Here is a 22,413-nt window from a genome sequence, read left to right as displayed (position 1 = left end):
GATTCAGCGAACGCCCGCACCCGCCATCGCCGCCGGCGAGAACTCCGAAGGCTTGTAGCGATCGACCACGCCGTACTGCTCGGGCAGGCCGGTGTAGACGTTCTGGATAAACCAGGCGCCGGATGTCAGGTCATAGAACCCCGAAGACAGTTGCGCCTGCGCCGGCAGATCCGGCAACACTGCCGGCAGCGACCACAGGGTCTTGGCCAGTTGGCCGTTGGCGTCCCAGCGATCACCGAGCATCGCTTGCCAGGTGTCTTCGTCGAGGTAGTAGCGGCCCTTCGGCAACTGATGACGCTTGCCCGGTGCCAGTTCGGCATCAATCACCCACACGCGATGCAGCTCCCAGCGCACGTAATCAGGATTCATGTGATGCGCCGAAAACAGGTCTTCGGGCTTGTTGGCGGTGAGAACCTTGTTGGTGTTGTAAGGGATGTACATTTCCTGCTTGCCGACCAGTTTCCAGTCGAAGCGATCCATGCGCCCCTGAAACACGCTCAACTCATCGAACGACATCACGCCAGCGGTAGCCGGGGTCGGCGTGTCGCAGCAGGCGTTGGGCAATTTGCGCACTCGGCGCTGGCCAGTCAGGTAAACGTGAGCCTGTGACTTGTCGCCGTTGATGTTGGTGCGGCCCATGATCTGCTCACCGGCACGCAGCGGCGGACCGACGTTGAGCAGACGGAACAGCCAGTAATCACCAGCGAATGTCTCGGGTGAGCCGTCCTGGTAGTAATACGGCATGTCCTGAATCGCCTGGCCATCGGTGGTCATTACCGACTTGCCGTCAGCGGTCATCAGATAATGGCGAAAATGCATGGCCAGCGAGGTGCCGCGCCAGTTCAGCACATGGTTCCACATGGCCTCGGCGCCGTTGCGCGGGATCGGGAACGGAATGCCGCCAAATGCGCCTTCCGGCACTGGCCCGGCGCTGCTTTCGACCAGTCTGGCGCGGGTCGCGTTTTTCAGCGTGTTGTCATACACCCACTGCGGTGCGGCGGCCGAGCGTCGGGTCGGATAGACGTCGATGCGATAGGTTTCAGGGAAACGCTTGAACATTTCCTTGCTGCCATCGCTGAGTTTGCTGGCGTACTGCGCGAGGTTTTTCGAGGTGATGCTGAACAGCGGTTTGTCCGCCGCGAAGGGGTCACTGCGCTTGCCGCCCGGTTTGTACGACGGATCGACCCTGGTGTAACCGCCCTGCCATGCCGGAATGCTGCCGTCAGCGTTGCCGGCACGCTCGGCGCCCATCGGCGTCAGGGTCGTCGACAGTTTCGCCGCTTCCTCGGCAGTGGCGGCGGTTGCGCATTGGCTCAGAACAACGAGCGAACCCAGCAGTGCAAAGCACACAGCCTTGAGTCGAAAGGCGCGGTGATGGTGATGAACAGTCATGCGCAAGTCCTCTTAAAACGTGGTCTTGACGGAAAAGGCCAGGTAATCCCGATCCTTCAGCGATTGTTTGTAATTGAACTGGCTGAGGCCGTTGAGGTTGGTGTCCTCGGCCCCGTAGTAATGGGTGTAGGTCAGGCCGGCGGTGACGCGGTCAAGGTAAGTGGCGGTGATGCCGAGGTTGATGTCGCCGCCGTTGTCCGGGCCGAACGAGCTGACCACCGCCGATTTGCCCAAGGGGAAGTAGCTGACGCCCACCGGGATGCTGATATCGATGCCGGAGAAGAACTGCCGGTAGGTCGGCGTGTACACCACTTTGAAACCAAGGCCATCGTCGGTAGCGTTGGGGTCGAGTGCGGCGCGGTTTTTGGTCACGCTGAGCAGGCGGTTCCACGCCACTTCGCCGACCAGTCCGGATTCGCGCGCAAGAAAGTTCGGGCCGAACGAGGCGATCACGTTGAGATTGACGTGGGCCGTGCGACCCACCGCGTAGAGCGCGTCGTCATCGTTGTCGGCGACGACGCCTGGCAACACGGTCTGGCCGTTGGAGATCAGCGGCATGTTCCAGCGCATCGACGCCTCACCAGCGAAGCTGTACTCGTCCATGGTTGTGGCAAAACTGGCGCCGAGGGCGCGAATGTCTTCCGGGTAGACCCAGTAATACTCGCCAATCTGACCGCTGCTGAAGTTGGGCGCGCCGGCCGAGGGCTTCAGGTACAGCTTGGGCGTCTTGTCGTGATACTGGATCGCGTAGAGGCCGTATTCGACGCTTTCGGCGCTGTATTTGAGCTGCAGACCGCCCTGCCCCGAACTGCGTGCTTCCTTGTCATTGCCATGGAAAAACGCCGCCGGGCTGGCTGGATTGCCGCCGAGAAACGCCGGAAACGGTGCGCCGACAATCAGCCGCTCGGTACCCTCGCCGATGGTGTCGCTGGTGGAGAAATAGCTTCCCGCCGCCGGCAGGCGTGTCTCTTCCCATTCGAGCTGATAGTAGCCACCGAGCGAGACGTCGTCGGTCAGCTGGAACGTACCCGACAGTTGATTGACCGGTCGGGTGATTTCCTTGAACTGTGTGTTCGGCACCGACTGCGCCTTGACCACGTCGACCGGGGCCATGCCGCCGGCAATGCCGTTGGCGCCGAAAAACAGGCTCTCGCCCCAGATCAGGCCGTGACGCCCGGCGCGCACCGAGGTCGCGCGGTCGGCCAGTTCGCCGTTCCAGTACACAAAAGCATCGAGAATTTCCGCGTCGCCACCGTGCAGGTGACGGGTGTCATCGGTGAACTCGTCGTAATCCACCGAGCGCGCGTTGGCACGAGACGGATCGTTGTTGTCGTTGCTGCCTTGATACTCAGTGTCGTACCACCCCGCGCCACTCAAGCGTGCGCCGAAATCCCGATACGACAGATCGAGTTCGGACAGGATGTCGGTACGGTTGGAGATCAGGCCTTTCTTGAATGCGCGATCGCCGTCGTCCTGATTCAGCGCAACCTGACCTTCGGACAATTTGCTGCTCGGGTTTTGCGTGCGCCACGCGGCGCTGTACTTCACCGTGTTGTCCCAGCGCAATTTGAAATCCGGGTTGCCGGTATCGATGTCGAACGCCTGCGCCGCCTGGCTGCACAGCACCAGCACGGCAGCGATACTCAAACCGAAGGGTGCAGACGAGCAGACCCGGCGACGCGCAAGCGCCGCAGTCGTAGAACTAACCATCGCGTTAACCTCTTGTTTTTATAGTGGTAACTGCTGTGGGTGGGGCGTTTGAACGGCTAGATGGGCTCCGCCGTACGCGCGAGCATCTGCTTGACCAGACCGATGCGATCGAAGCTGCGGTCGTGCTGCATCTCCTTGTCGCCGGCCAGCACCGAGCTGTCGCTGATGTATTTGCAACGTTCGAATCGCCGCGCCATGAAGCGCTGCAACTGCGCCTCGACACTCATGGCGGACGAATCGCGGGTGAGTTCTTCGCTGAGCACGATTGCATCTTCGATGGCCATGCCAGCACCCTGGCCCAGGTGCGGAGTCGTGGCGTGAGCCGCATCGCCAATCAGTAGCACCCGCCCGCGATGCCACGGCTCATCGACGAACACCACTTCCATCGGCTTGTAAACGACTTGGCCGCTGTCGGTGATTTGCTCGCGCAGTTCGCCAATCAGGCCGGTAAAGCCTTGCAGGCGTTGGCGCATCTGCGGGGCGAGATCGGCCGGGTCCATCCATGGGTTGGACGGCTCGTGCGAAGTCAGAAACAGGTACATAAGATCACCGGCCAGCGGCACCAGCCCGGCGTTGCCTTCGGCGCTCTGGTAGTTGGCCAGGTGATCGATCTGTGGTGCGCGGGGGAAGTTGTAGCGCCATACCGATTGGCCGGTGAAACGCGGGGTGTAGGTGTCGCCGAAGACCAGGCTGCGCACTTTCGAGAACAGACCGTCGGCCCCGACAACCAGGTCGTAGACACCGCGACTGCCGTCGGTGAACAGCACGTCGACCTGCTGGCCGTTGTCGTCCAGCGTTTCGACGCTCAGGCCCAGACGCACTTTCGCGCCAAGCCCAAGGGCAGTTTCGCTGAGCACCTTGTGCAGTGCCAGTCGCGAAATACCGACGTTGGCCGGGTACTGCGGGCCGGCTAGACGCTGCCCCGCAATACGCGCCAGTTGCTGCCCGCCCGGGCCGTAGATGGCCACATCTTCAAAGGCGTAAGCCGCATCGAGATAACCGTCGAGCACGCCCAGTTTGGCCATCTCGCGTACCACGTTGCTCTGCTGAATAATCCCGACGCCGTAGACCGTCCACTTGGACTTGAGCTCGATCAGGTCGACCTCGATGCCTTTGCGCCGCAACGCGATGGCCGCGCACAAGCCGCCAATACCACCGCCCACGATCAGAACGTTGTTCACTGCACTCATGGCTCACTCTCTTTTTATTCTTGTGATCGAAGCAGCGTCGGGCACTGCGTCGTTGGGTGAAGCTTCCCGGCAAAGCAGGGATTTGACTAATCGCGAGTGGGGATGCGATGTATCGCCGTACGCGATACCTCGATTTACCCCGACACTGGCCTCGGCTCGGGCAGCAACACCCACAACCAACCGTCCTCTTCGCGCGAGGCCAATGCCTCCAGCGACTGCCCCAGACACGGGCCGTAGACGCATTCGCCGGTACTCGGCAGGAACTGCGCGCCGTGGGCATAGCAGACGATCAACTGGCCATCGGCCGACAGAAAACGGTCCTTGCGGTACTCCATGCGCACGTCCAGATGTGGGCAACGGTTGCGATAGATCCGCACCTGACCGTCATGGCGCAGAGCAAACAGACTGTCGCGGCCCTGCTGCAACGGATCGAAGCCACGCGCCTGCCCTTCCAGCAATTCATCCAGGCGACACAACGGCCACTCGCGCTCACTCATGGCACGGCCTCAACCAAGCTTCGGTGGCGGGCCGCCGGGTGCCCACTTTTCCTTGCTGCCGAACAGGAACAGCTGCGAATTGTCCGCCGACAGCGGCGCACGCCGGGCCTCCCAGGCGTCATCGTGCTTGTCCATATCGGCGTCGTATTCGATATGACAGCCCAGCGGGCTGTTGAAGTACCAGAACCAGTTCGAACCAAACAGGTGACGCCCCGGGCCCCAGAAACTGGTCCAGCCCTTCTGCTCGAAGCGCGTGCCGGCCAACAGCACTTCGGTGCCACTGCCCATGTGAAAGGTGAAGTGCTCGCAGCCTTTCATGTGCGGCGGTGTCTGGATCATGAACAGGCAGTGGTGATCATCAGAGCCGGCCGGACGCATGAACGGTCCGGCGCCGATGAAGGTGTCGGTGGTGCGAAAGCCCAGACGCTGGGCGTAGAACGCCTCGGCCTTGGCCGCGTCAGGGACGAAATACACCACATGCGACAGGGTGCGCGGGATGGCGCTCATCTCTGGACTGATGCCGGGCTGATTGAGCGGACGCTGTGGCGCATGGCCGGCAGCGTTGGTCAGATCAGCCGGGGCGCTGTAGGCCTTGCGCACACTGACTTGAAAGGCAATCGCAAAGCCCATGTCATCGACGCTGTGCAGCACGCCCTGGGCGTCGCGGCTGACGGGGCGGTCGCGGGCCAGTTCGTCTTCGATGGCGTCCAGGTCGCTGAGCGCGCCGACGCCATAAACGGTTTCGCGAATCGACGGCGCCGGGCCGATAGCCGCCGGCAGATCGGGGTCGTCGGCGCGGCGCAGGATCACGGCGGTGCCGTCGAGTGCTTCGAAACGCCCGCCGCGACTGTCGACGCCGACCGGCGCCAGGCCGTAATCACGTAAACAATCGGTGCAGGCTTGGATGTCATCGACGCCAAAGATCAGGGCATCAAGGCCAATGATGTTCATGGCTTACCACTCCATTGAAATTATGATCCGGTCACCGCCGCCGCAGACGCCAAAGTGCGTCGGGCCAGGCTGCAACCCGGTGGTGGTGTCGGCGACTGGGGGCCGACTGCGGCGGAGATTGGCGCAAGGCTCGGCAGCTGACTAATCGCGAGTCGGGATGCGACCTATCGACAAACGCGATACCTGCATCGGTGGTTGACGCGTCGATGGAATCGTTCGAAGGTATTGGCAAAATAAATACAACAAGCGGACCTGCCCATGCGTTTCAACCACCTGGACCTGAACCTGCTGGTGGCGCTCGATGTGCTGCTCGAAGAACAGAACATCACCCGCGCCGCCGAACGCCTGCACATGACTCAGTCCGCCACCAGCGGCGTGCTTGGGCGTTTGCGCACTTACTTCGAGGACGAGTTGCTGGTCCAGGTAGGGCGCAAGATGCAGCCCACGCCCTACGCCACCGAGCTGGCGAAACCGGTACGCGAAGTGTTGCTGACAATTCAGTCCTCGATCACTGCCAAACCGGTGTTCGACCCCACCACCAGCAAACGCCACTTTCGCCTGGTGACCTCGGATTACCTGATCAGCGTGTTGTTCGCCCAAGTGATCCAGAAGATCCATCAGGAGGCGCCGAACATCACTTTCGAAATGCTCGGCCCCAGCGACAACTCTGGCGAATTGCTGGTGCGCGGCGAGGTTGATCTGATGATCGTGCCCGAGCGCTACATCATCGAAGGCCACCCTTCCCAACTGCTGTTCGAAGAGGAACACGTTTGCGTGGTGTGCCAGAGCAACAGCGCGGTCGGCGCCAGCCTGACCCTCGAGCAGTACATGCAGATGGGCCACGTGTCGGTGGGTTTCGGCCGCACTCGGCACATGAGTATCGAAGAGTGGTTCATGAACCAGTACGGCTTTAATCGGCGCATCGAGGTGATCACCAGCGACTTCAACACTCTGCCGCAACTGGTGGTTGGCACCCAGCGCATCGCCACAATGCACCAGCGTCTGGCTAACCTGTATGCGCGCTATCTGCCGCTGCGCATCCTGCCCCCGCCGGTGAAAATCCCGCTGATGCGCGAGTACATGCTGTGGCACCGCAGCGTCGACGGCGACCCCATGCACCGCTGGCTGCGCGAACGCATCAGCGAGTTCATCCAGCATCTGGAGCAGCCGCCTATCGAGTCTCGCGATACCTCGTATCCGCCGTCACGATTGGCCAATTAGCCGGTTGATCCTTAACGTGCCTTGCGAATGCCAAGGCAACCACAAGGACAACAAAAATCATGTTCCGCTACTTCCCGACCAACTACGTGTGGAATCTTTCGGTCGACCTGGCCATTGAAATGGGCGCCCGCATGGGCGAAATCGAGGCCATGTGCGCACCGCTGCAAGAGGCCGCCAAGCAACCGGACGCGGCCGGCACCAAGGCGTTTCGCGAGACCTGGGCCAAAATGGCCGACAAGCTCTGCGGTCTGGCCGAAGAAGACGAAGGTCATGGCCGCCTGCTCTCGGCCGGCGAAAAATACAACCGCGCCGCGACTTACTATCTGACCTGCGAACGCCTGCAAGCCCATGGCGCGCCAGGGCGTACCGAGCTGTATCAGCGCTTTGTGCAAACCTTCAAACGCGGCATCGAACTGTCGCAGGAAAACTGTCAGCGGGTGGAAATTCCCTATGAGGGCAAGCATCTGTCCGGCTTGCTGGTGCGCGCCGAAGGCGTCGACGGGCCAGCGCCGATTCTGGTGCAGGTCAATGGTCTGGATTCGACCAAGGAAATGAAATACCGCGTCGGCCTCCCGGCCTGGCTGGCCAAGCGTGGCGTATCGTCATTGATCATCGACCAGCCCGGCACCGGCGAAGCGCTGCGCCTGCACGGTTTGACTGCACGCTACGACAGCGAGCACTGGGCCAGTCGCGTGGTCGACTGGCTGGAGACCCGGGATGACGTCGACGCCAAACGTATCGGTCTTGAAGGCGTTTCCCTCGGCGGTTATTACTGCCCCCGTGCGGTGGCGTTCGAACCGCGTTTCGCCTGCGGCGTAGTGTGGGGCGCTAACCACGACTGGCGCGACGTGCAGAAGCGCCGTCTGGAAAAGGAAGGCAGTTTCCCGGTGCCGCATTATTGGGCGCACGTCTGCTGGGTGTGGGGCGCCAAGGATGTCGAGGAATTCATGAGCATCGCCGAAAACGTCCACCTCGACGGCGTGCTTGACCGCATCAAAGTGCCGTTCCTGGTTACCCACGGCGAGCAGGACTCGCAGATCCCGCTGAAGTGGGCGCATCGCACTTACGAGCAGTTGGTCAACAGCCCGAAATGCGAGCTGAAGATCTTCACCGAACGCGAAGGCGGCGTGCAGCATTCAAGCTTCGACAACAGCATCAACGCCGGCCATTACATCGCCGACTGGGTCGCCGAAACATTGGGCGGCCGTACGGCATAAGCGCTTAGTCAGCAACACCACACCACCGTGGAGGACCAAGCTTGCTCGCGAAGAGGCCGTCCGCCTCGACACAAATGGCGCCTGCCCCACTGCTATCGCGAGCAGGCTCACTCCTACAAACGACCGTGCTCCGTCAGGTCAACCGCGATCCCCCGTGGGAGCGAGCTTGCTCGCGAAGAGGCCGTCCGCCTCGACACCAATGGCGCCTGCCCCACCGCTATCGCGAGCAGGCTCACTCCTACAAACGACCGTGCTCCGTCAGGTCAACCGCGATCCCCTGTGGGACCAAGCTTGCTCGCGAAGAGGCCGTCCGCCTCGACACCAATGGCGCCTGCCCCAGCGCTATCGCGAGCAGGCTCACTCCTACAAACGAACGTGCTCCGTCAGGTCAACCGCGATCCCCTGTGGGAGCGAGCTTGCTCGCGAAAAGGCCGTCCGCCTCGACACCAATGGCGCCTGCCCCACTGCTATCGCGAGCGATGAAGAGTCCTGACAGCGCAAATTCCGCGCAAAAAAAACCTGCCACGAAGAGGCAGGTTTTTCCTTTGCCAGCGCTCAATCAGCGTGACGGCGGATGCTCCGTCGAAACCGAGTTCGTCGCATCGACATCCGACATGTCTTCCTCAACCGGTGCCTCATCGTCCGGCGGCAAAGGCACTTCTGGATTTCCACGCTTGGGATCGTGGCCAGTCTCGTTGTCGGTGGTGCGCGTCACGGCTTGTTGCGCGTGGTTGCCCGGTGCGTTTTCATCAATGTCCATGTCGGTCTCCGATGTGATTCAGCGAGATGTTCCTCAGCGTGTGAAATGCCCAAGCGTGACAAGTGCCCGGCACTGGACGAACGGCATTCTGTAGAGAACGCAAAAAGCCTGCTTTCGAGGCAGGCTTTTGCGGTGTATTAAACGCTTACTTCTGCTGCGTCAACGCCGAGTAGCTGTTCATCAGGTTGCGGTAGTTGGGGATCCGCTGCGACAGCAGGTTGCCCAGGCCTTCGATGTCGTTGCGCCAGTCGCGGTGCAGCTCACAGGCCACCGAGAACCAGTTCATCATCTGCGCGCCGGCCTGAGTCATGCGGCTCCACGCGGCTTGCTGCACGGTGGTGTTGAAGGTGCCGGAGGCATCAGTGACCACAAACACATCAAAGCCTTCAGCCAGTGCCGACAGTGTCGGGAACGCTACGCACACATCCGTGACCACACCGGCGATGATGATCTGCTTGCGCCCGGTGGCCTTGATCGCCTTGACGAAGTCCTCGTTGTCCCAGGCGTTGATCTGACCTGGACGAGCGATGTATGGCGCATCCGGGAACATCTCTTTCAACTCTGGTACCAGCGGGCCGTTCGGGCCTTGTTCGAAGCTGGTGGTGAGGATGGTTGGCAGGTCAAAGAACTTGGCCAGATCCGCCAGCGCCAGCACGTTGTTCTTGAACTCGTTCGGCGAGAAGTCCTGCACCAGCGAGATCAGACCGGTCTGGTGATCAACCAGCAGCACGATAGCGTCGTCTTTGTTCAGGCGGTTGTAGGTTGGAGTGGTCATGGTGTGCGTCCCTTTTCAAGTTTGAAGTTTTGTTGTTGCGTTCAAGTTGGGTACAGATTACTGACGCACAGCAAAGGGATAAATCGCTTGAAAAGGGTTACACCGTCCACTCAGACCGGACAATCCACTTCAGTCGTAAAACGGCTCGACCAACGCGCGGCTGCCAACAAAGAAACTGTCCGCCACCAGGCGCAACGGTTGCAGGTCAAGATCACTGGCCTTGTCGCCGATCAATTGCTGGAAGTGGCGATAGACTGCTGCGTACTCGCCCTCCTCCGACACGCTTTGACGAACGCCGTCGATGCTCAGCACCGCGCCACCGTTGTCCAGGCGCAGGACGCCCTCGGCGCAGCGGATTTCGATGCTCCACAATTCGTCGTGGCCATGGTCGAAATCGAACTCGGCGCGAACGTCCAGCCGATGTGCATCGGACATCTTGATCGAGGCAGCAATCGGCGACTGGCAGTTGTTTGGCACCCGCAGCTCGGCGGCTTCGACAAACAGCGGCAGCGCCAGCAAGTGGGTGATGATCGACAGGGCGTTGATGCCCGGATCGAATACACCGAGGCCGCCCGGTTGCCAGATCCACGCTTGGCCCGGATGCCATTTGCGCACGTCTTCTTTCCAGTCGATCTGCACGCTTTGCAGGGTGCGGCTGGCCAGCCAGTCGCAGGCGGCGGCGATGCCGGGCGCATAGCGTGAATGCCAGGCGAACAAACCACTGACGCCTTGTTCGGCCACCTGATCAACCAAGGCCATGGCCTCACCCAATGTCGCACAGGGCGGTTTTTCCACCAGCACGTGCTTGCCGGCCGCCAAGGCCTGTTGCACCAGGGCAAAGCGCCCTTGCGGCGGCGTGCAGAAGGCAATCGCATCAACGGCCGGGCCGCTTTCGAGCAGCTCGCTCAGCGACTGGAAGTTTTCCACCCCGGCGCAAGGTTTGCCCTGAGTGGCAACCGCCACCAACTGGAACGCCGGATTGGCGAGGATGGCGGGGACGTGTTGATCCTGGGCGATCTTGCCGTAGCCCACCAGGCCGAGACGAATCGGTTGCATTACTGACTCCTGTTGTTGTTTTGGTCTTTGCAGCGCAGCGGCAAGGGTACGTGTTTCTGCGCCCGCCTCCAATCGTCATACTATTTAAATCCTGGACCTATCGGTCATTTCTTCTTACACCTTTTGTCGCCCGATCCGACACCACACGGCGATCCAGAGCCGGCCCACGGCCTCAGTTTGCTATCATGCGGCGCTTTTACGGTTAACCCCCCGCCAGTCCTGCCGACTTGCGGGCTGCAAAAGGCGGTATTAGATGACGGCTTTGTTGACTCGCCGCAAGGTACTTGCGGGAATGGGCGTGCTCGGGCTCGGCCTGCTCGCCGGCTGCGATACCCGTGGCCAACTGTCGTACAAGTACGGCAAGGATCTGAGCGACAAGATCCTCGGACGCACCTTCAAGCTGAAGAACCCCGAAGGCGAAACCATGTCGCTGTCGAGCTTTCGCGGAATGATGCCGATGATCTTCTTCGGCTTCACCCAATGTCCGGCCGTTTGCCCCACCACGCTGGCCCGCGCCGCGCAGATCAAGAAACTGATGGGCCGTGACGGCGACCGCCTGCAAGTGGTGTTCATCACTCTGGACCCCGAACGCGACACGCCCCAGATCCTCGACGCTTACGTCAAAGCCTTCGACCCGAGCTTCGTCGCGCTGTACGGCACGCTTGAGGAAACCAAGGCCACCGCCAAGGAATTCGACGTGTTCTACGAGAAAGTCCCGGCCGGCGACACCTATACCCTCTCCCATACGTCCACCAGCTACGTCTACGACTCGCGTGGTGAGTTGCGCCTGGGCCTGTCTACCTCGTTGACGGCCCAAGAGTGCACGGAAGATTTGCTTACTGTTATGGAGGTCTGCTGATGCATCCCGTTCTGAATCAACTCAAACGCACCGTGTGTGCACTGTCCCTGCTCGGCCTGGCCTTTCAGGCGTCGGCGCAGACCAAGGTCGAAGACGCCTGGGTCCGTGCGACTGTGCCGACCCAGTCCGCCAGCGGCGCGTTCATGACCGTCACTTCCGACACCGACAGCAAGCTGCTCAGCGTCGCCTCGCCAGTGGCCAAGGACGTGCAGATTCATGAGATGAGCATGAAGAACGACGTCATGACCATGGGCCCGGTGAAATCGGTTGACCTGCCTGCCGGCAAAGCCGTGAGCTTCGACCCGAACGGCTACCACGTCATGCTGATGGGCCTGACCGGTCAGTTGAAGGAAGGCGACAGCGTGCCACTGACCCTGACCGTGGAAAACGCCAAGGGCGAGAAAGAAACCATCGAAGTCAAAGCGCCGGTTCGCGCGCTGACCAACATGGGCGGCCACGATCACAGCAAAATGCATTGATCGCTGACTGAAAGACTGTTCGCCTGACAGAAAAACGGGGCGGCCTGATCGATGATCAGGCCGCCCCGTTTTTTTGATGTGTGCAGAATTAACGCTTGCGGGCCAATGCGTTGCGCACGCTTTCCGGTGACATCCCTGAGCTGGAACGGGTCATGGGTTCAACGACGGTCGCCTTGGCCAACTGTTCCTTGCGCTTCGTTACCTGACGCCAGTGGTAAGCGAAATATCCGACTGCTACCACGATCCCCAACCAACCGAACACCGAACTCACGAAGAACCACAGCGCCAGTGTGACCCATACGGTTTTCGAGTTGAACAACTTCAAACTGTCGTCGGCAGGCACCGGTTCGAGCGGCGTCTGTGGCGCCTCCGGTACTTTTTGCATCCCCTGCAGACCAAAGCGCAGCGCGAAGTCCGCCCCGGGCACAGGCACCTCGATCTGATTGCCTTGAGCACGATGCACGCGAATTTCGCCATCGACGAGCGAGACGGAGCTGAAACTGATCTGGGTGTTACAGCGAATCTCGCCGTCGACCAGGGTCACGACCGTTCGTTGTGAGTCAGCGGGAGTGTCGCGCATGTCGATTCCTTGAGCGTTCCACGTCGGACGACGTGCGAAGGGAAAATCCGTTGGAGGCAAATGCTACTGAGTGGCTACTACGCTGTCCAGAAGCGTGAACCCGGCTGCAAGTTATCCGGCTCGAGCGTGTTCGAAGTAACCAGCCTGATGGAAAGCGTGCTTTACATCCGAAACAACATCAGCAACCATGTAGAGGGTCTTTTACATAGGAAGTGAAGAATGAACCGGTACCACCTCGAATTGGGCGCAGCATTAATCCTCTACATGCTGGTGCTGACAGCATCATTGATTGCCTCGCAATACCTGATGGATGCGCACCTCGTGCTGCGCTCGGCCGTCGCACTGACGCCGATCATTCCGGCGGCCCTGATGTGCTGGGCCATCGTGCGGAACATGCGGCGCATGGACGAAATGCATCTGCGCATCCAGTTCGAAGCCTTGGGGTTCGCCTTTGCCGCCTCGGCATTGGTGACCTTCAGCTACGGTTTTCTGGAAAACGTCGGCGCCCCGCATATCCCGTGGACGTGTGTGTGGCCGGTAATGGGGCTGATGTGGATTGTCGGCCTGCACATTGCGCGACGCCGCTACCAATGAAAAACCGTCTCAAGGAATTGCGCGCCGAGCGCAAGTGGTCGCAGGTCGATCTGGCCGAACGCCTGAACGTGTCGCGCCAGACGATCAACGCCATCGAAAACGAACGCTACGATCCGAGCCTGCCATTGGCGTTTCAGATTGCCCGGGCGTTTGAGCTACCGATTGAGAGCATTTTTGATGATGGCGAATCTTGAATGGCAAAAGGGGCAACACACGTTGCCCCTGTTCGATCAACTCCCCGCACCACCATGCGCTTCTTCAAAGAAGTAATCCGTCCAGCTCCCCGCCTTGTTTTTCAACACACCCAGTTCCTGCAATTTCTCAGCGTAGATGAACGTGCGTTGCGGTACGACGGTGAAGTCGATTTCCGGGTCTTTGACGATTTGCTCGACCAGGGCGAGCGGCAGTTTCGATTGCTCTACACGGATGTAGGCTTGGGCGGCGGCGGGTTTGTCGGCTTTGATGATGTTCTCCGCTTCCGCCAGTGCGTCATAGAAAGCTTTGTAGGTTTTCGGGTTTTCGTCGTGAAATTTTTCTGTGGTGTAGAGCACGTTGAACGTCGCCGGGCCGCCGAGGATGTCGTAGGAACTCAGCACTTTATGCACGTTCGGGTTTTGCAGAGCCTGGTACTGAAACGGCGGGCTGGAGAAATGCGAATTGATCTCCGAGCCGCCGGCGATCAGGGCGGCGGTGGCGTCCGGGTGTGGCAGGCTGACCGAAATGTTGTCGAATTTCTTGAACTGCTCGTCGCCGAACAATCTGGCGGTTTCAATCTGCAGGGTGCGCGACTGGAAACCCACGCCAGCGGCTGGCACCGCGATGCGATCCTTGTCGCTGAAGTCCTTGAGGGTTTTGATGTTCGGGTTGTTGGTCAACAGGTAATTGGGCATCGAGCCCAGCGCGGCGATGGCTTTGACGTTCTGCTTGCCCTTGGTGCGGTCCCACACGGGGAGCATCGGCGGCACGCCGGCCGAGACCACGTCCAGCGCGCCGGTAAGCAGCGCCTCGTTCATCGCCGTGGCGCCGGAAATGCTGTTCCAGTCGACCTTGATCTCCAGGCCTTGGGCCTTGCCGTGTTTTTCGATCAGTTGTTGATCGCGCACGACGTCGAGAATCAGGTAACCAATGCCGAATTGCTGGGCGATGCTGATTTTGCCCTCGGCCTGGGCGCCGCTGCTGAACAGCGCACCCGCTGCCAGCGCTGCGGTCAATAAAGTCAGCGCAGAACGTTTGAACGGTGTGACCATGACAACCTCGCAGCAGGAGAATGGGCTGAAAGATCTGACTTTAAAGCTATAAAAAACATAAATTAAATATCTTTATCGCATATCAATAGCACCGCGCGCTTTGATGTCTGCCGGGGCCATCTCGCGAGCAGCGGACGGACCTACAACAGTCTGAAACAAAAAACTCCCTCCACCCAAACGCGCCACTTCGTCCACACCCCCCGCCGCATCTGGGCGCACGACATTCCAGGGGTTACCAGGCACGGGTTTAAAATGCCGATCAGGCTGCCTGTCCTTGGTATCATCACCCACACTTTTTTGACCCTTTTATGACATGCAGGCCTTTTTTGTGAGCGCTCTTTTCAACTGGCTGCGGCGGCCGAATGCCCGCCTCCTTTCCCTGATCATCTTGGTATTGATGGTGCCGGTGTGCCTGCGAGTGGCTCTGGGCTGGTCGACACCGCTGGGCTTTCTGTCGGATCTGGCCGTGGGTAGTCTGCTGGTGGTAGCGCTGCATCGCCGTACGTGGTGGCTGGCCTTGCCGGTGCTGGTGTTCTGGGCGCTGCTGGCGATTGCCACGGCAGAACTGGTCAGCGCCGTCGGCCGCCTGCCGACGCCTTCGGATGTTCACTATCTGATCGACCCGCAGTTCGTCGAGAATTCCACTGGCGGCGGACTTGCGCACCCTACCCTGGCCATGGCTTTGCTGGGTGCCCTGGCTTTCTGGCTGCTGACTCAGTTTGTTGGTCGCGGCTTGTCTCGCCCTGCTCTGCCTCGCTCGGTCTGGGCAGCGCCTATTGTGTTGTTCGCCGCCCATTGGGCCGCGCAAAACCTGTGGCCGAATGACGGCGACGCCTGGCGCCTGTACAACCTGCCGCATCAACTGCTCGCCAGCGAAGTCGCTGACCTGCAGATCCAGGCCGAGGAATGGCTGGACGGCGACGTCGACGAACCAACACCGGCGATGGCTGGGCTCACAGACGTCGACCTCAATGGCCAGAAACTGCTGACCGCACCAGGTCAGGCACGCAATGTGTTGATCATTGCCCTGGAAGGCATTCCAGGCGCGTACATCCGCGCCAACCGTGAGGCGATCGGCAGTCATTATCAGGAAGAGCTGATGCCCAACCTCAGCCGCTGGGCCGAGCGTGGCATGAACACCCCGGATTACGTGCTGCACACCCATCAAACCATTCGCGGTCTGTACGCCATGCTTTGCGGCGATTACGACAAGCTCAACAATGGCACGCCCAAAGGCGTGGAAATGCTCACGCTGAACGAGCGCAACCAGGCCTGCCTGCCGGCGCAGCTGCGCGAACACGGTTTCAACACCCATTATCTACAGGGTGCTGGCCTGCGCTTCATGGCCAAAGACAAGATCATGCCGCACATCGGTTTCGATGCGACCCACGGCCTGGAATGGTTCAGCAACAGCAACTATCTGGAATTCCCGTGGGGCAAGGATGACAAGGCGTTTTTCGAAGGGGCGCTTGATTACGTCGGCCAATTGAAAAAGCAAAAACAGCCATGGATGCTCACGTTGCTGACGGTCGGCACCCACCAGCCCTACTCCGCACCGGATGATTATCTGCAGCGTTATGAAACGCCCAAGCAGGCCGCCGTCGGTTATCTCGACGATGCGCTAGACCAATTTCTGTCAGGACTGGAACGTCAGGGCGTTCTCAAGGACACGCTGGTGGTGATCACCTCGGATGAATCCCACGGCATCGACGGCGTGCGGCTGGCCTCGTCGTGGGGTTTCAATCTGACGCTGGCGCCGGAACAGGCGCAACTGCCGCGTCTGAATGCCGGGGTTTATGGTCACGTCGATCTGAGCACGTCGATTCTCGACTATTTCGACCTGCCGGTGCCGACTGCACTGAGCGGCCGGTCGCTGTTTCGCGACTACGATTCCGGGCGCGAAATCATGTCGTTCACCAACGGCAAACTGCGCTATCACGACGGTCAGGGCATCTTCTCCGAGTGCGACCTGCCGCGCCGCTGCCGCTACTACCAAAGCGCCGGTTTCATCGCTGAAAGCGCCATCTACAAAGGCACCTACAGCGGCCTTCCGGCCCGGCAGATCGCGGCGCGCGCCGATGCGCTGGACCTGTCATTGCTGCGCACGCCGCTCAATCATCGCTACCAGTTCGGCAGCAACAACATCATCCCGCTGCAAGCGCAGATCAAGGATGACTGGGCCGACAACCTGATCGGCGCGCAATACCTGGAAATGCCCAAAGGCTCGCACACCCGCGTACGCCTGACCGTCCGCTCGGTCGATCCGCAACAGGCGGCGTACATCCAGCTCAAGGCCAAGGAATTCGAACAGGACGTGCAACTGGGCCTGCCGGCAGAAATGGTCGCCACGGCGGATCAGCCCCTGGAGATGGATTTCAGTTTTGAAAACCCGCAGCCGCGCAAGGCCTTCTCGTTTCATTTGCTGGGGTATGGGAATGGCGCGGTTGAGGTCTCGGATTTCAGCGTGATCACCGAATTGCCTGGCCAGGAAGACATCCTCGACGACGTCCCCGAGGACGAAACCGCGCAATCGAGCTGACGCCCTGTAGGAGCTGCCGAAGGCTGCGATCTTTCGCCTTTGATTTTTTCAATTGAACAGCAAGATCAAAAGATCGCAGCCTTCGCCAGCTCCCGTGTACGACGAAAGAATTTGCCTATCGGAGCCCAACAGTCGGGCTATTAGCCGACTTGCCAACTCGGGTCTAGCCTTACCAGTCCGAAGTCGGCACGAGCCGGCCGCAGACCTGATAGGGATCCGAACATGGCAAACGAATCGAAATGCCCGTTCAACCACGCCGCCGGCGGCGGTACGACGAACCGTGACTGGTGGCCGAATCAACTTAATCTGAAAATTCTCAGCCAGCACTCACCCAAGTCCGATCCGCTGGGCCAGGACTTCGACTACGCCAAAGCCTTCAAAAGCCTCGACTTCCAGGCCCTGAAACAAGACATCAAAGCACTCATGACTGATTCCCAGGACTGGTGGCCAGCCGACTTCGGCCATTACGGTCCGCTGTTCGTGCGCATGGCCTGGCACAGTGCCGGAACCTATCGCACCGCCGACGGCCGTGGCGGCGCCGGCTCCGGTCAGCAACGCTTTGCGCCGCTCAACAGTTGGCCCGACAACGTCAGCCTCGACAAGGCTCGCCGCCTGCTGTGGCCGATCAAACAGAAATACGGGCGCAACATTTCCTGGGCCGACCTGATCGTGCTCACCGGCAACGTCGCGCTGGAGTCGATGGGCTTCAAGACCTTCGGCTTCTCTGGAGGACGCGCCGATGTCTGGGAACCGGATGAAGATGTGTATTGGGGTTCGGAAACCGAGTGGCTCGGCGGCGACAACCGTTACGGCAAAAGCAATGGCCCGGTGCAGGAGCCCGGCGACGGCACGCTGGTGGCTGAGCCTGATTTGCATGGCCGTGAAGAAAGCCGCACCGATCAGGGCGAACGCAATCTGGAAAATCCCCTCGCCGCCGTGCAGATGGGTCTGATCTACGTCAACCCTGAAGGCCCGGAAGGCAACCCGGATCCGGTGGCCTCGGCCAAGGACATTCGCGAAACCTTCGGCCGCATGGCCATGAACGACGAAGAAACCGTGGCGCTGATCGCTGGCGGCCACGCGTTCGGCAAGACCCACGGCGCCGGCCCGGCCGACAATGTCGGCCCAGAGCCGGAAGCGGCCGGTCTGGAGCAACAGGGTTTGGGCTGGAAAAACGCCTTCGGCACCGGTAAAGGCGCCGACACCATCACCAGTGGTCTGGAAGTGACCTGGACCACCACGCCAACGCAGTGGAGCAACAACTATCTGGAAAACCTGTTCGGCTTCGAGTGGGAGCTGACCAAAAGCCCGGCGGGTGCCAATCAGTGGCAACCAAAAAACGGCGCAGGTGCTGGCACCGTTCCCCACGCGCACGATCCGGACAAGAAGCTCTCGCCGACCATGCTCACCTCCGACCTGGCGCTGCGCTTCGATCCTGCTTATGAGCAGATCTCGCGGCGTTTCCTGGCCAATCCCGATCAGCTCGCCGACGCGTTCGCCCGCGCCTGGTACAAGCTGATCCATCGGGACATGGGGCCGCTCTCGCGTTACCTCGGCCCGGAAATGCCACAAGAGGAATTGCTCTGGCAAGACCCGCTGCCCGACGTGACGCACCCATTGATTGATGACAGCGACGCCACGGCGCTGAAAAACAAGGTGCTGGCTTCAGGGTTGTCAGTGTCGCAACTGGTTTCGACCGCGTGGGCTGCAGCATCGACCTTCCGCGGCTCGGACAAACGCGGTGGCGCCAATGGCGGGCGCTTGCGTCTGGCCCCGCAGAAGTTCTGGCAGGCCAACCAGCCCGAGCAACTGGACAAGGTGCTGAGCAGACTGGAAGGCATTCAAAACGAGTTCAACAATGGCGCCGCCGGCGGCAAGAAGATTTCGCTGGCGGACCTGATCGTCCTGGCCGGCAATGCCGGGGTGGAAAAAGCTGCGCAGAACGCCGGGCATTCAGTGTCGGTGCCGTTCTCACCGGGGCGCGTCGATGCTTCGCAGGAGCAGACCGACGTCGAATCGTTCGGCTTCCTCGAACCGATCGCCGACGGCTTTCGCAATTACAGCAAAGGCAAATACACGGTTGCGGCGGAAACGCTGCTGATCGACAAGGCGCAATTGCTGACGCTCACGGCACCGGAAATGACGGTGCTGCTGGGTGGTTTGCGGGTATTGAACACCAATGTCGGCCAGACGCGGCATGGCGTGTTCACCGACAAAACCGAAACGCTGAGCAATGACTTTTTCACCCACCTGCTGGACATGGGAGTTGAGTGGACCCCAACGTCACGGGATGCCGATGAGTTTGAAGGCCGTGACCGCAAGACCGGGGCGCCAAAGTGGACGGCGACTCGAGTGGATCTGGTGTTCGGCTCGAATGCGCAATTGCGCGCGTTGGCCGAGGTGTACGCCAGTTCCGACGCGAAGGCGCAGTTCGTCAACGATTTCGTCAAGGCATGGACGAAGGTGATGAATCTGGATCGGTTTGATCTGCGTAAATAGCTGTTTGTTGTACCAATAAAAATGCCGCTCGTTGAGCGGCATTTTTTGTTGATCGTCCCCACGCACAGCAAAGGAATGCAGCAAGGGACGCTCTGCGTCCCAAAGCCGACGCAGAGCGCCGAGAGAGGCATTCCCACGCAGAGCATGGGAACGATCAATTAAACGCCCCAACATTTAATCAGCGTTACGCGAGGCTCTTGCTCACCACTTCATACACATCACTGGACAGCGACCCCGACGCCAGAATCCGCTCCAGCTCGGCCTTCATCAGCGCCTGACGCGCGCTGTCGTATTTGCGCCAGCGGGTCAGCGGGGCCAGTTGGCGCGAGGCGATCTGTGGGTTGAAGCCGTTCAGTTCGATCACCAGATCGGCGAGGAAGCGATAACCGGAACCGTCCGCCGCGTGGAAGTTGATCAGGTTCTGCCCGGCGAACGCACCGATCAGTGCCCGCACCTTGTTCGGGTTCTTGATGTTGAACGCCGGGTGCTGCATCAACGCCTTCACGCGCTCCAGCCCGCCCGGCAAGGTGCTGCCGGCCTGCACGCTGAACCATTGATCCATGACCAACGGGTTGTCCTTGAAATGCTCGGCGAAGCTGGCCAACGCCAGGGCCTTCTGCTCTTCGAACGGCGAGTTGACCAGCACCGCCAGCGCGGTCAGGCGCTCGGTCATGTTGTCGGCGGTTTCAAATTGCTCCAGCGCTGCCGCGAGCACTTCCGGCTTGCCGCTGAGCATCAGGTACGACAGAGCAATGTTCTGCAATGCGCGACGGGCGAAGTGCTCGGCCTCGGCCACATACGGCGTTTGCTTGGACAGGTCGCGGTTGGCCTGATAACGCAGCCACAGCGCTTCGAACAAGCCTTCGGCCAGTTGCTTGCGGGCAAATTCGCGCGCGACATGGATCGCCTCGACGTCGGCCACTTCGCTGATTTCGGTGAGATAAGCCTCACCCGGCAGCGAGAGCATTTCGGCAACCATCGCCTGATCCAGCGACTCGTCGGACAACACCGTGCGCAGCGCCGACACCAGCCGCGGATCGAGCTTCAGGCTCTCGCCCTTCTGATGCTGAGCAATCAGTTCCTGCAACACTTGCACCGACAGCTGCTGCCCGGCGTCCCAGCGATTGAAGCCGTCGCTGTCGTGCTGCATGAGGAACATCAGTTGATCACGGTTGTACGGGAAGCTCAGTTTCACTGGCGCCGAGAAGCCGCGCAGCAGCGATGGCAGCGGCTGTTCGTTGATGTCGACGAAGGTGAAGGTCTGCTCGGCTTCGGTGACCGAGATCACCCGAGTGGTGCCTTGCGCCGAAGCTTCGCCCGCCAGACGCAAGGCGATTTCGTTGCCCTGGCTATCGAGCAGGCCCAGTTCGACCGGAATCACGAACGGCAGTTTTTCTACCTTGTCCGGGGTCGGCGGACAGCTCTGGCGGAAGGTCAGGCTGTAGGTTTTCGCGCCAGCATCGTAGGACTCGCTGACGGCCAGGCGCGGCGTACCGGCCTGGCTGTACCAGCGCTTGAACTGGCTGAGGTCGACGCCATTGGCATCTTCCATCGCCTTGACGAAGTCGTCGCAGGTCACGGCCTGGCCGTCGTGGCGTTCGAAGTACAGATCGCTGCCCTTACGGAAGCCTTCAGCGCCCAGCAAGGTGTGGATCATGCCGACCACTTCCGAGCCCTTTTCATACACGGTCAGGGTGTAGAAGTTGGAAATCTCGATGAAGCTGTCCGGGCGCACGGCGTGGGCCATGGGGCCGGCATCTTCGGCAAACTGGTGAGTACGCAGATAGGCGACGTCCTGAATGCGCTTGACCGTAGCCGAGTTCATGTCCGATGAGAAACCGGCGTCGCGGAACACGGTGAAGCCTTCCTTGAGCGACAGCTGGAACCAGTCGCGGCAGGTCACACGGTTGCCAGACCAGTTGTGGAAGTATTCGTGGGCGACGATCGCCTCGACCCGCTGGTGCGCGGCGTCGGTGGCGGTTTCGGCGCGAGCCAGCACGGCGCTGGAGTTGAAGATGTTGAGGCCCTTGTTCTCCATCGCGCCCATGTTGAAATCGTTGACCGCGACGATCATGAAGATGTCCAGATCGTACTCGCGACCGTAGACCTCTTCGTCCCAGCGCATCGACTTCTTCAAGCTGTTCATCGCGTGCTGGCACTTGTCGATGTTTTCCGGCTCGACATAAATGCGCAGCGCAACGTTGCGCTGGCTCATGGTGGTGAAGGTGTCTTCGACGCACCAGAGATCACCGGCGACCAGCGCAAACAGGTACGCCGGTTTCTTGAACGGGTCTTCCCATGTCGCCCAGTGGCGGCCATCTTCGCCGGGGCCGGATGCAATCGGGTTACCGTTGGAGAGCAGCACAGGATAGCTGTGCTGCTCGGCGACCACGGTGGTGGTGAACTTGCTCATCACGTCCGGGCGGTCGAGGTAATAGGTGATCTTGCGGAAGCCTTCGGCCTCGCACTGGGTGCAGAACATCGTGCCGGACTTGTACAGGCCTTCCAGCGCGGTATTGGTTTCCGGGTGGATGCGCACGCTGGTGTCGAGGGTGAAGGTTTCGCTGGTGGGCTGCAGGGTCAGGTGGCTGTCGGAGACTTGATAATCTGCGGCGCTCAGTTCCTTGTCGGCCAGCGTCACCGAGAGCAGCTCCAGTTGCTGGCCGTCAAGCACCAGCGGCGGCAGGCCGGCGCCACGTTCAGGATTGCGGCGCATCACCAGTTGCGCGTGAACCAGGCTGTGGTCCTCGAACAACTCGAAGGTCAGGTGCGTTTCGTCGATCAGGTACTCGGGGGCCTGATAGTCCTTGAGGTAAATCATCTTCGGTTGTTCGGTGCGCATGCTGG

Annotated in this window: 19 protein-coding genes; 8 read left to right on the top strand and 11 right to left on the bottom strand. The window is 60.5% G+C overall.

Annotation, left to right across the window (positions count from 1 at the left end; genetic code table 11):
- Nucleotides 1-3: 3 nt before the first annotated feature.
- The 5 genes from ACIGDJ_RS13900 to ACIGDJ_RS13880 all read right to left on the bottom strand — a co-directional run bounded on the left by ACIGDJ_RS13900 (nucleotide 4) and on the right by ACIGDJ_RS13880 (nucleotide 5,740).
- Nucleotides 4-1,392: a DUF1329 domain-containing protein gene (locus tag ACIGDJ_RS13900; protein ID WP_397478905.1), complete on the bottom strand. Its 1,389-nt coding sequence runs from the start codon at nucleotides 1,390-1,392 to the stop codon at nucleotides 4-6.
- Nucleotides 1,393-1,404: 12 nt separating this feature from the next.
- Nucleotides 1,405-3,102: a DUF1302 domain-containing protein gene (locus tag ACIGDJ_RS13895; protein ID WP_101155359.1), complete on the bottom strand. Its 1,698-nt coding sequence runs from the start codon at nucleotides 3,100-3,102 to the stop codon at nucleotides 1,405-1,407.
- A gap of 56 nt (nucleotides 3,103-3,158) precedes the next feature.
- Nucleotides 3,159-4,292 (bottom strand): FAD-dependent oxidoreductase, encoded by a 1,134-nt coding sequence (locus ACIGDJ_RS13890; RefSeq protein WP_101155361.1) that lies wholly within the window; start codon nucleotides 4,290-4,292, stop codon nucleotides 3,159-3,161.
- 134 nt (nucleotides 4,293-4,426) lie between these two features.
- Entirely contained in the window at nucleotides 4,427-4,789 is a 363-nt protein-coding gene (locus ACIGDJ_RS13885; RefSeq protein WP_101155363.1) for a Rieske (2Fe-2S) protein, read from the bottom strand.
- Nucleotides 4,790-4,798: 9 nt separating this feature from the next.
- On the bottom strand, nucleotides 4,799-5,740 hold the full coding sequence (locus tag ACIGDJ_RS13880) for a VOC family protein (RefSeq protein WP_397478906.1): 942 nt from the start codon (nucleotides 5,738-5,740) through the stop codon (nucleotides 4,799-4,801).
- Nucleotides 5,741-5,998: 258 nt separating this feature from the next.
- On the opposite strand from ACIGDJ_RS13880, the gene ACIGDJ_RS13875 reads away from it, so the two are divergent.
- Entirely contained in the window at nucleotides 5,999-6,961 is a 963-nt protein-coding gene (locus ACIGDJ_RS13875; RefSeq protein ID WP_101155367.1) for a LysR family transcriptional regulator, read from the top strand.
- A gap of 59 nt (nucleotides 6,962-7,020) precedes the next feature.
- Nucleotides 7,021-8,178 carry a S9 family peptidase gene (locus ACIGDJ_RS13870; RefSeq protein ID WP_101155369.1) on the top strand — a complete coding sequence of 386 codons (1,158 nt, stop codon included), beginning with the start codon at nucleotides 7,021-7,023 and terminating at the stop codon, nucleotides 8,176-8,178.
- A 559-nt stretch (nucleotides 8,179-8,737) separates the two neighbouring features.
- Here the strand turns inward: ACIGDJ_RS13870 and ACIGDJ_RS13865 are convergent.
- From ACIGDJ_RS13865 to ACIGDJ_RS13855, 3 genes are all read right to left on the bottom strand, one after another.
- Nucleotides 8,738-8,938, bottom strand: coding sequence for a hypothetical protein (locus ACIGDJ_RS13865; protein WP_101159032.1), 201 nt, complete (start codon nucleotides 8,936-8,938; stop codon nucleotides 8,738-8,740).
- Between the two features lie 145 nt (nucleotides 8,939-9,083).
- Nucleotides 9,084-9,713 (bottom strand): isochorismate family cysteine hydrolase YcaC, encoded by a 630-nt coding sequence (ycaC, locus tag ACIGDJ_RS13860; protein ID WP_016774235.1) that lies wholly within the window; start codon nucleotides 9,711-9,713, stop codon nucleotides 9,084-9,086.
- A gap of 129 nt (nucleotides 9,714-9,842) precedes the next feature.
- Complete coding sequence (locus ACIGDJ_RS13855) at nucleotides 9,843-10,769, bottom strand: Gfo/Idh/MocA family protein (RefSeq protein ID WP_397478907.1); 927 nt, start codon at nucleotides 10,767-10,769, stop codon at nucleotides 9,843-9,845.
- Between the two features lie 253 nt (nucleotides 10,770-11,022).
- Here ACIGDJ_RS13855 and ACIGDJ_RS13850 point away from each other — a divergent pair, with 253 nt between their 5' ends.
- Together ACIGDJ_RS13850 and ACIGDJ_RS13845 are read left to right on the top strand one after the other, a co-directional pair.
- The gene (locus ACIGDJ_RS13850; protein ID WP_101159034.1) at nucleotides 11,023-11,628 is read left to right on the top strand and encodes an SCO family protein; all 606 of its coding nucleotides are present in this window, start codon (nucleotides 11,023-11,025) and stop codon (nucleotides 11,626-11,628) included.
- Nucleotides 11,628-12,107 carry a copper chaperone PCu(A)C gene (locus ACIGDJ_RS13845; protein WP_397478908.1) on the top strand — a complete coding sequence of 160 codons (480 nt, stop codon included), beginning with the start codon at nucleotides 11,628-11,630 and terminating at the stop codon, nucleotides 12,105-12,107. The genes ACIGDJ_RS13850 and ACIGDJ_RS13845 overlap by 1 nt, the downstream gene beginning before the upstream one ends.
- Before the next feature lie 88 nt (nucleotides 12,108-12,195).
- Here the strand turns inward: ACIGDJ_RS13845 and ACIGDJ_RS13840 are convergent, their stop codons facing one another.
- On the bottom strand, nucleotides 12,196-12,687 hold the full coding sequence (locus tag ACIGDJ_RS13840; protein WP_313002810.1) for a hypothetical protein: 492 nt from the start codon (nucleotides 12,685-12,687) through the stop codon (nucleotides 12,196-12,198).
- 219 nt (nucleotides 12,688-12,906) lie between these two features.
- On the opposite strand from ACIGDJ_RS13840, the gene ACIGDJ_RS13835 reads away from it, so the two are divergent.
- Nucleotides 12,907-13,281: a hypothetical protein gene (locus ACIGDJ_RS13835; RefSeq protein ID WP_130899769.1), complete on the top strand. Its 375-nt coding sequence runs from the start codon at nucleotides 12,907-12,909 to the stop codon at nucleotides 13,279-13,281.
- Nucleotides 13,278-13,475: a helix-turn-helix transcriptional regulator gene (locus ACIGDJ_RS13830; RefSeq protein ID WP_101159038.1), complete on the top strand. Its 198-nt coding sequence runs from the start codon at nucleotides 13,278-13,280 to the stop codon at nucleotides 13,473-13,475. The genes ACIGDJ_RS13835 and ACIGDJ_RS13830 overlap by 4 nt, the downstream gene beginning before the upstream one ends.
- A 36-nt stretch (nucleotides 13,476-13,511) precedes the next feature.
- On the opposite strand, the gene ACIGDJ_RS13825 is transcribed toward ACIGDJ_RS13830, so the two are convergent.
- Complete coding sequence (locus ACIGDJ_RS13825; RefSeq protein ID WP_397478909.1) at nucleotides 13,512-14,528, bottom strand: ABC transporter substrate-binding protein; 1,017 nt, start codon at nucleotides 14,526-14,528, stop codon at nucleotides 13,512-13,514.
- 328 nt (nucleotides 14,529-14,856) lie between these two features.
- Here ACIGDJ_RS13825 and ACIGDJ_RS13820 point away from each other — a divergent pair, with 328 nt between their 5' ends.
- Both ACIGDJ_RS13820 and katG read left to right on the top strand, forming a co-directional pair.
- On the top strand, nucleotides 14,857-17,067 hold the full coding sequence (locus tag ACIGDJ_RS13820) for an LTA synthase family protein (RefSeq protein WP_397478910.1): 2,211 nt from the start codon (nucleotides 14,857-14,859) through the stop codon (nucleotides 17,065-17,067).
- 222 nt (nucleotides 17,068-17,289) lie between these two features.
- A complete protein-coding gene (gene katG / locus ACIGDJ_RS13815; RefSeq protein ID WP_397478911.1) occupies nucleotides 17,290-19,566 on the top strand; it encodes a catalase/peroxidase HPI in 2,277 nt (758 codons plus the stop codon).
- Nucleotides 19,567-19,750: 184 nt separating this feature from the next.
- On the opposite strand, the gene pepN is transcribed toward katG, so the two are convergent.
- Nucleotides 19,751-22,408, bottom strand: coding sequence for an aminopeptidase N (gene pepN, locus ACIGDJ_RS13810; RefSeq protein ID WP_101159041.1), 2,658 nt, complete (start codon nucleotides 22,406-22,408; stop codon nucleotides 19,751-19,753).
- Between the last annotated feature and the right edge of the window lie 5 nt (nucleotides 22,409-22,413).

Source organism: Pseudomonas sp. NPDC079367, from assembly GCF_044542195.1.
Lineage (GTDB): Bacteria > Pseudomonadota > Gammaproteobacteria > Pseudomonadales > Pseudomonadaceae > Aquipseudomonas.
The sequence above is the reverse complement of the archived record's forward strand: the minus strand, read 5'-3'. Positions and strand labels throughout refer to the sequence as shown.

Excerpts from the sequence above, each read along its gene's own strand:
- ACIGDJ_RS13865 (WP_101159032.1), bottom strand. The coding sequence starts at position 8,938 with ATGGACATTGATGAAAACGCACCGGGCAACCACGCGCAACAAGCCGTG.
- ycaC (WP_016774235.1), bottom strand. The coding sequence starts at position 9,713 with ATGACCACTCCAACCTACAACCGCCTGAACAAAGACGACGCTATCGTG.
- ACIGDJ_RS13825 (WP_397478909.1), bottom strand. The coding sequence starts at position 14,528 with ATGGTCACACCGTTCAAACGTTCTGCGCTGACTTTATTGACCGCAGCG.
- ACIGDJ_RS13880 (WP_397478906.1), bottom strand. The coding sequence starts at position 5,740 with ATGAACATCATTGGCCTTGATGCCCTGATCTTTGGCGTCGATGACATC.
- ACIGDJ_RS13830 (WP_101159038.1), top strand. The coding sequence starts at position 13,278 with ATGAAAAACCGTCTCAAGGAATTGCGCGCCGAGCGCAAGTGGTCGCAG.
- ACIGDJ_RS13875 (WP_101155367.1), top strand. The coding sequence starts at position 5,999 with ATGCGTTTCAACCACCTGGACCTGAACCTGCTGGTGGCGCTCGATGTG.
- ACIGDJ_RS13885 (WP_101155363.1), bottom strand. The coding sequence starts at position 4,789 with ATGAGTGAGCGCGAGTGGCCGTTGTGTCGCCTGGATGAATTGCTGGAA.
- ACIGDJ_RS13870 (WP_101155369.1), top strand. The coding sequence starts at position 7,021 with ATGTTCCGCTACTTCCCGACCAACTACGTGTGGAATCTTTCGGTCGAC.
- ACIGDJ_RS13845 (WP_397478908.1), top strand. The coding sequence starts at position 11,628 with ATGCATCCCGTTCTGAATCAACTCAAACGCACCGTGTGTGCACTGTCC.
- ACIGDJ_RS13855 (WP_397478907.1), bottom strand. The coding sequence starts at position 10,769 with ATGCAACCGATTCGTCTCGGCCTGGTGGGCTACGGCAAGATCGCCCAG.
- ACIGDJ_RS13900 (WP_397478905.1), bottom strand. The coding sequence starts at position 1,392 with ATGACTGTTCATCACCATCACCGCGCCTTTCGACTCAAGGCTGTGTGC.
- katG (WP_397478911.1), top strand. The coding sequence starts at position 17,290 with ATGGCAAACGAATCGAAATGCCCGTTCAACCACGCCGCCGGCGGCGGT.
- ACIGDJ_RS13890 (WP_101155361.1), bottom strand. The coding sequence starts at position 4,292 with ATGAGTGCAGTGAACAACGTTCTGATCGTGGGCGGTGGTATTGGCGGC.
- ACIGDJ_RS13895 (WP_101155359.1), bottom strand. The coding sequence starts at position 3,102 with ATGGTTAGTTCTACGACTGCGGCGCTTGCGCGTCGCCGGGTCTGCTCG.
- pepN (WP_101159041.1), bottom strand. The coding sequence starts at position 22,408 with ATGCGCACCGAACAACCGAAGATGATTTACCTCAAGGACTATCAGGCC.
- ACIGDJ_RS13850 (WP_101159034.1), top strand. The coding sequence starts at position 11,023 with ATGACGGCTTTGTTGACTCGCCGCAAGGTACTTGCGGGAATGGGCGTG.
- ACIGDJ_RS13835 (WP_130899769.1), top strand. The coding sequence starts at position 12,907 with ATGAACCGGTACCACCTCGAATTGGGCGCAGCATTAATCCTCTACATG.
- ACIGDJ_RS13840 (WP_313002810.1), bottom strand. The coding sequence starts at position 12,687 with ATGCGCGACACTCCCGCTGACTCACAACGAACGGTCGTGACCCTGGTC.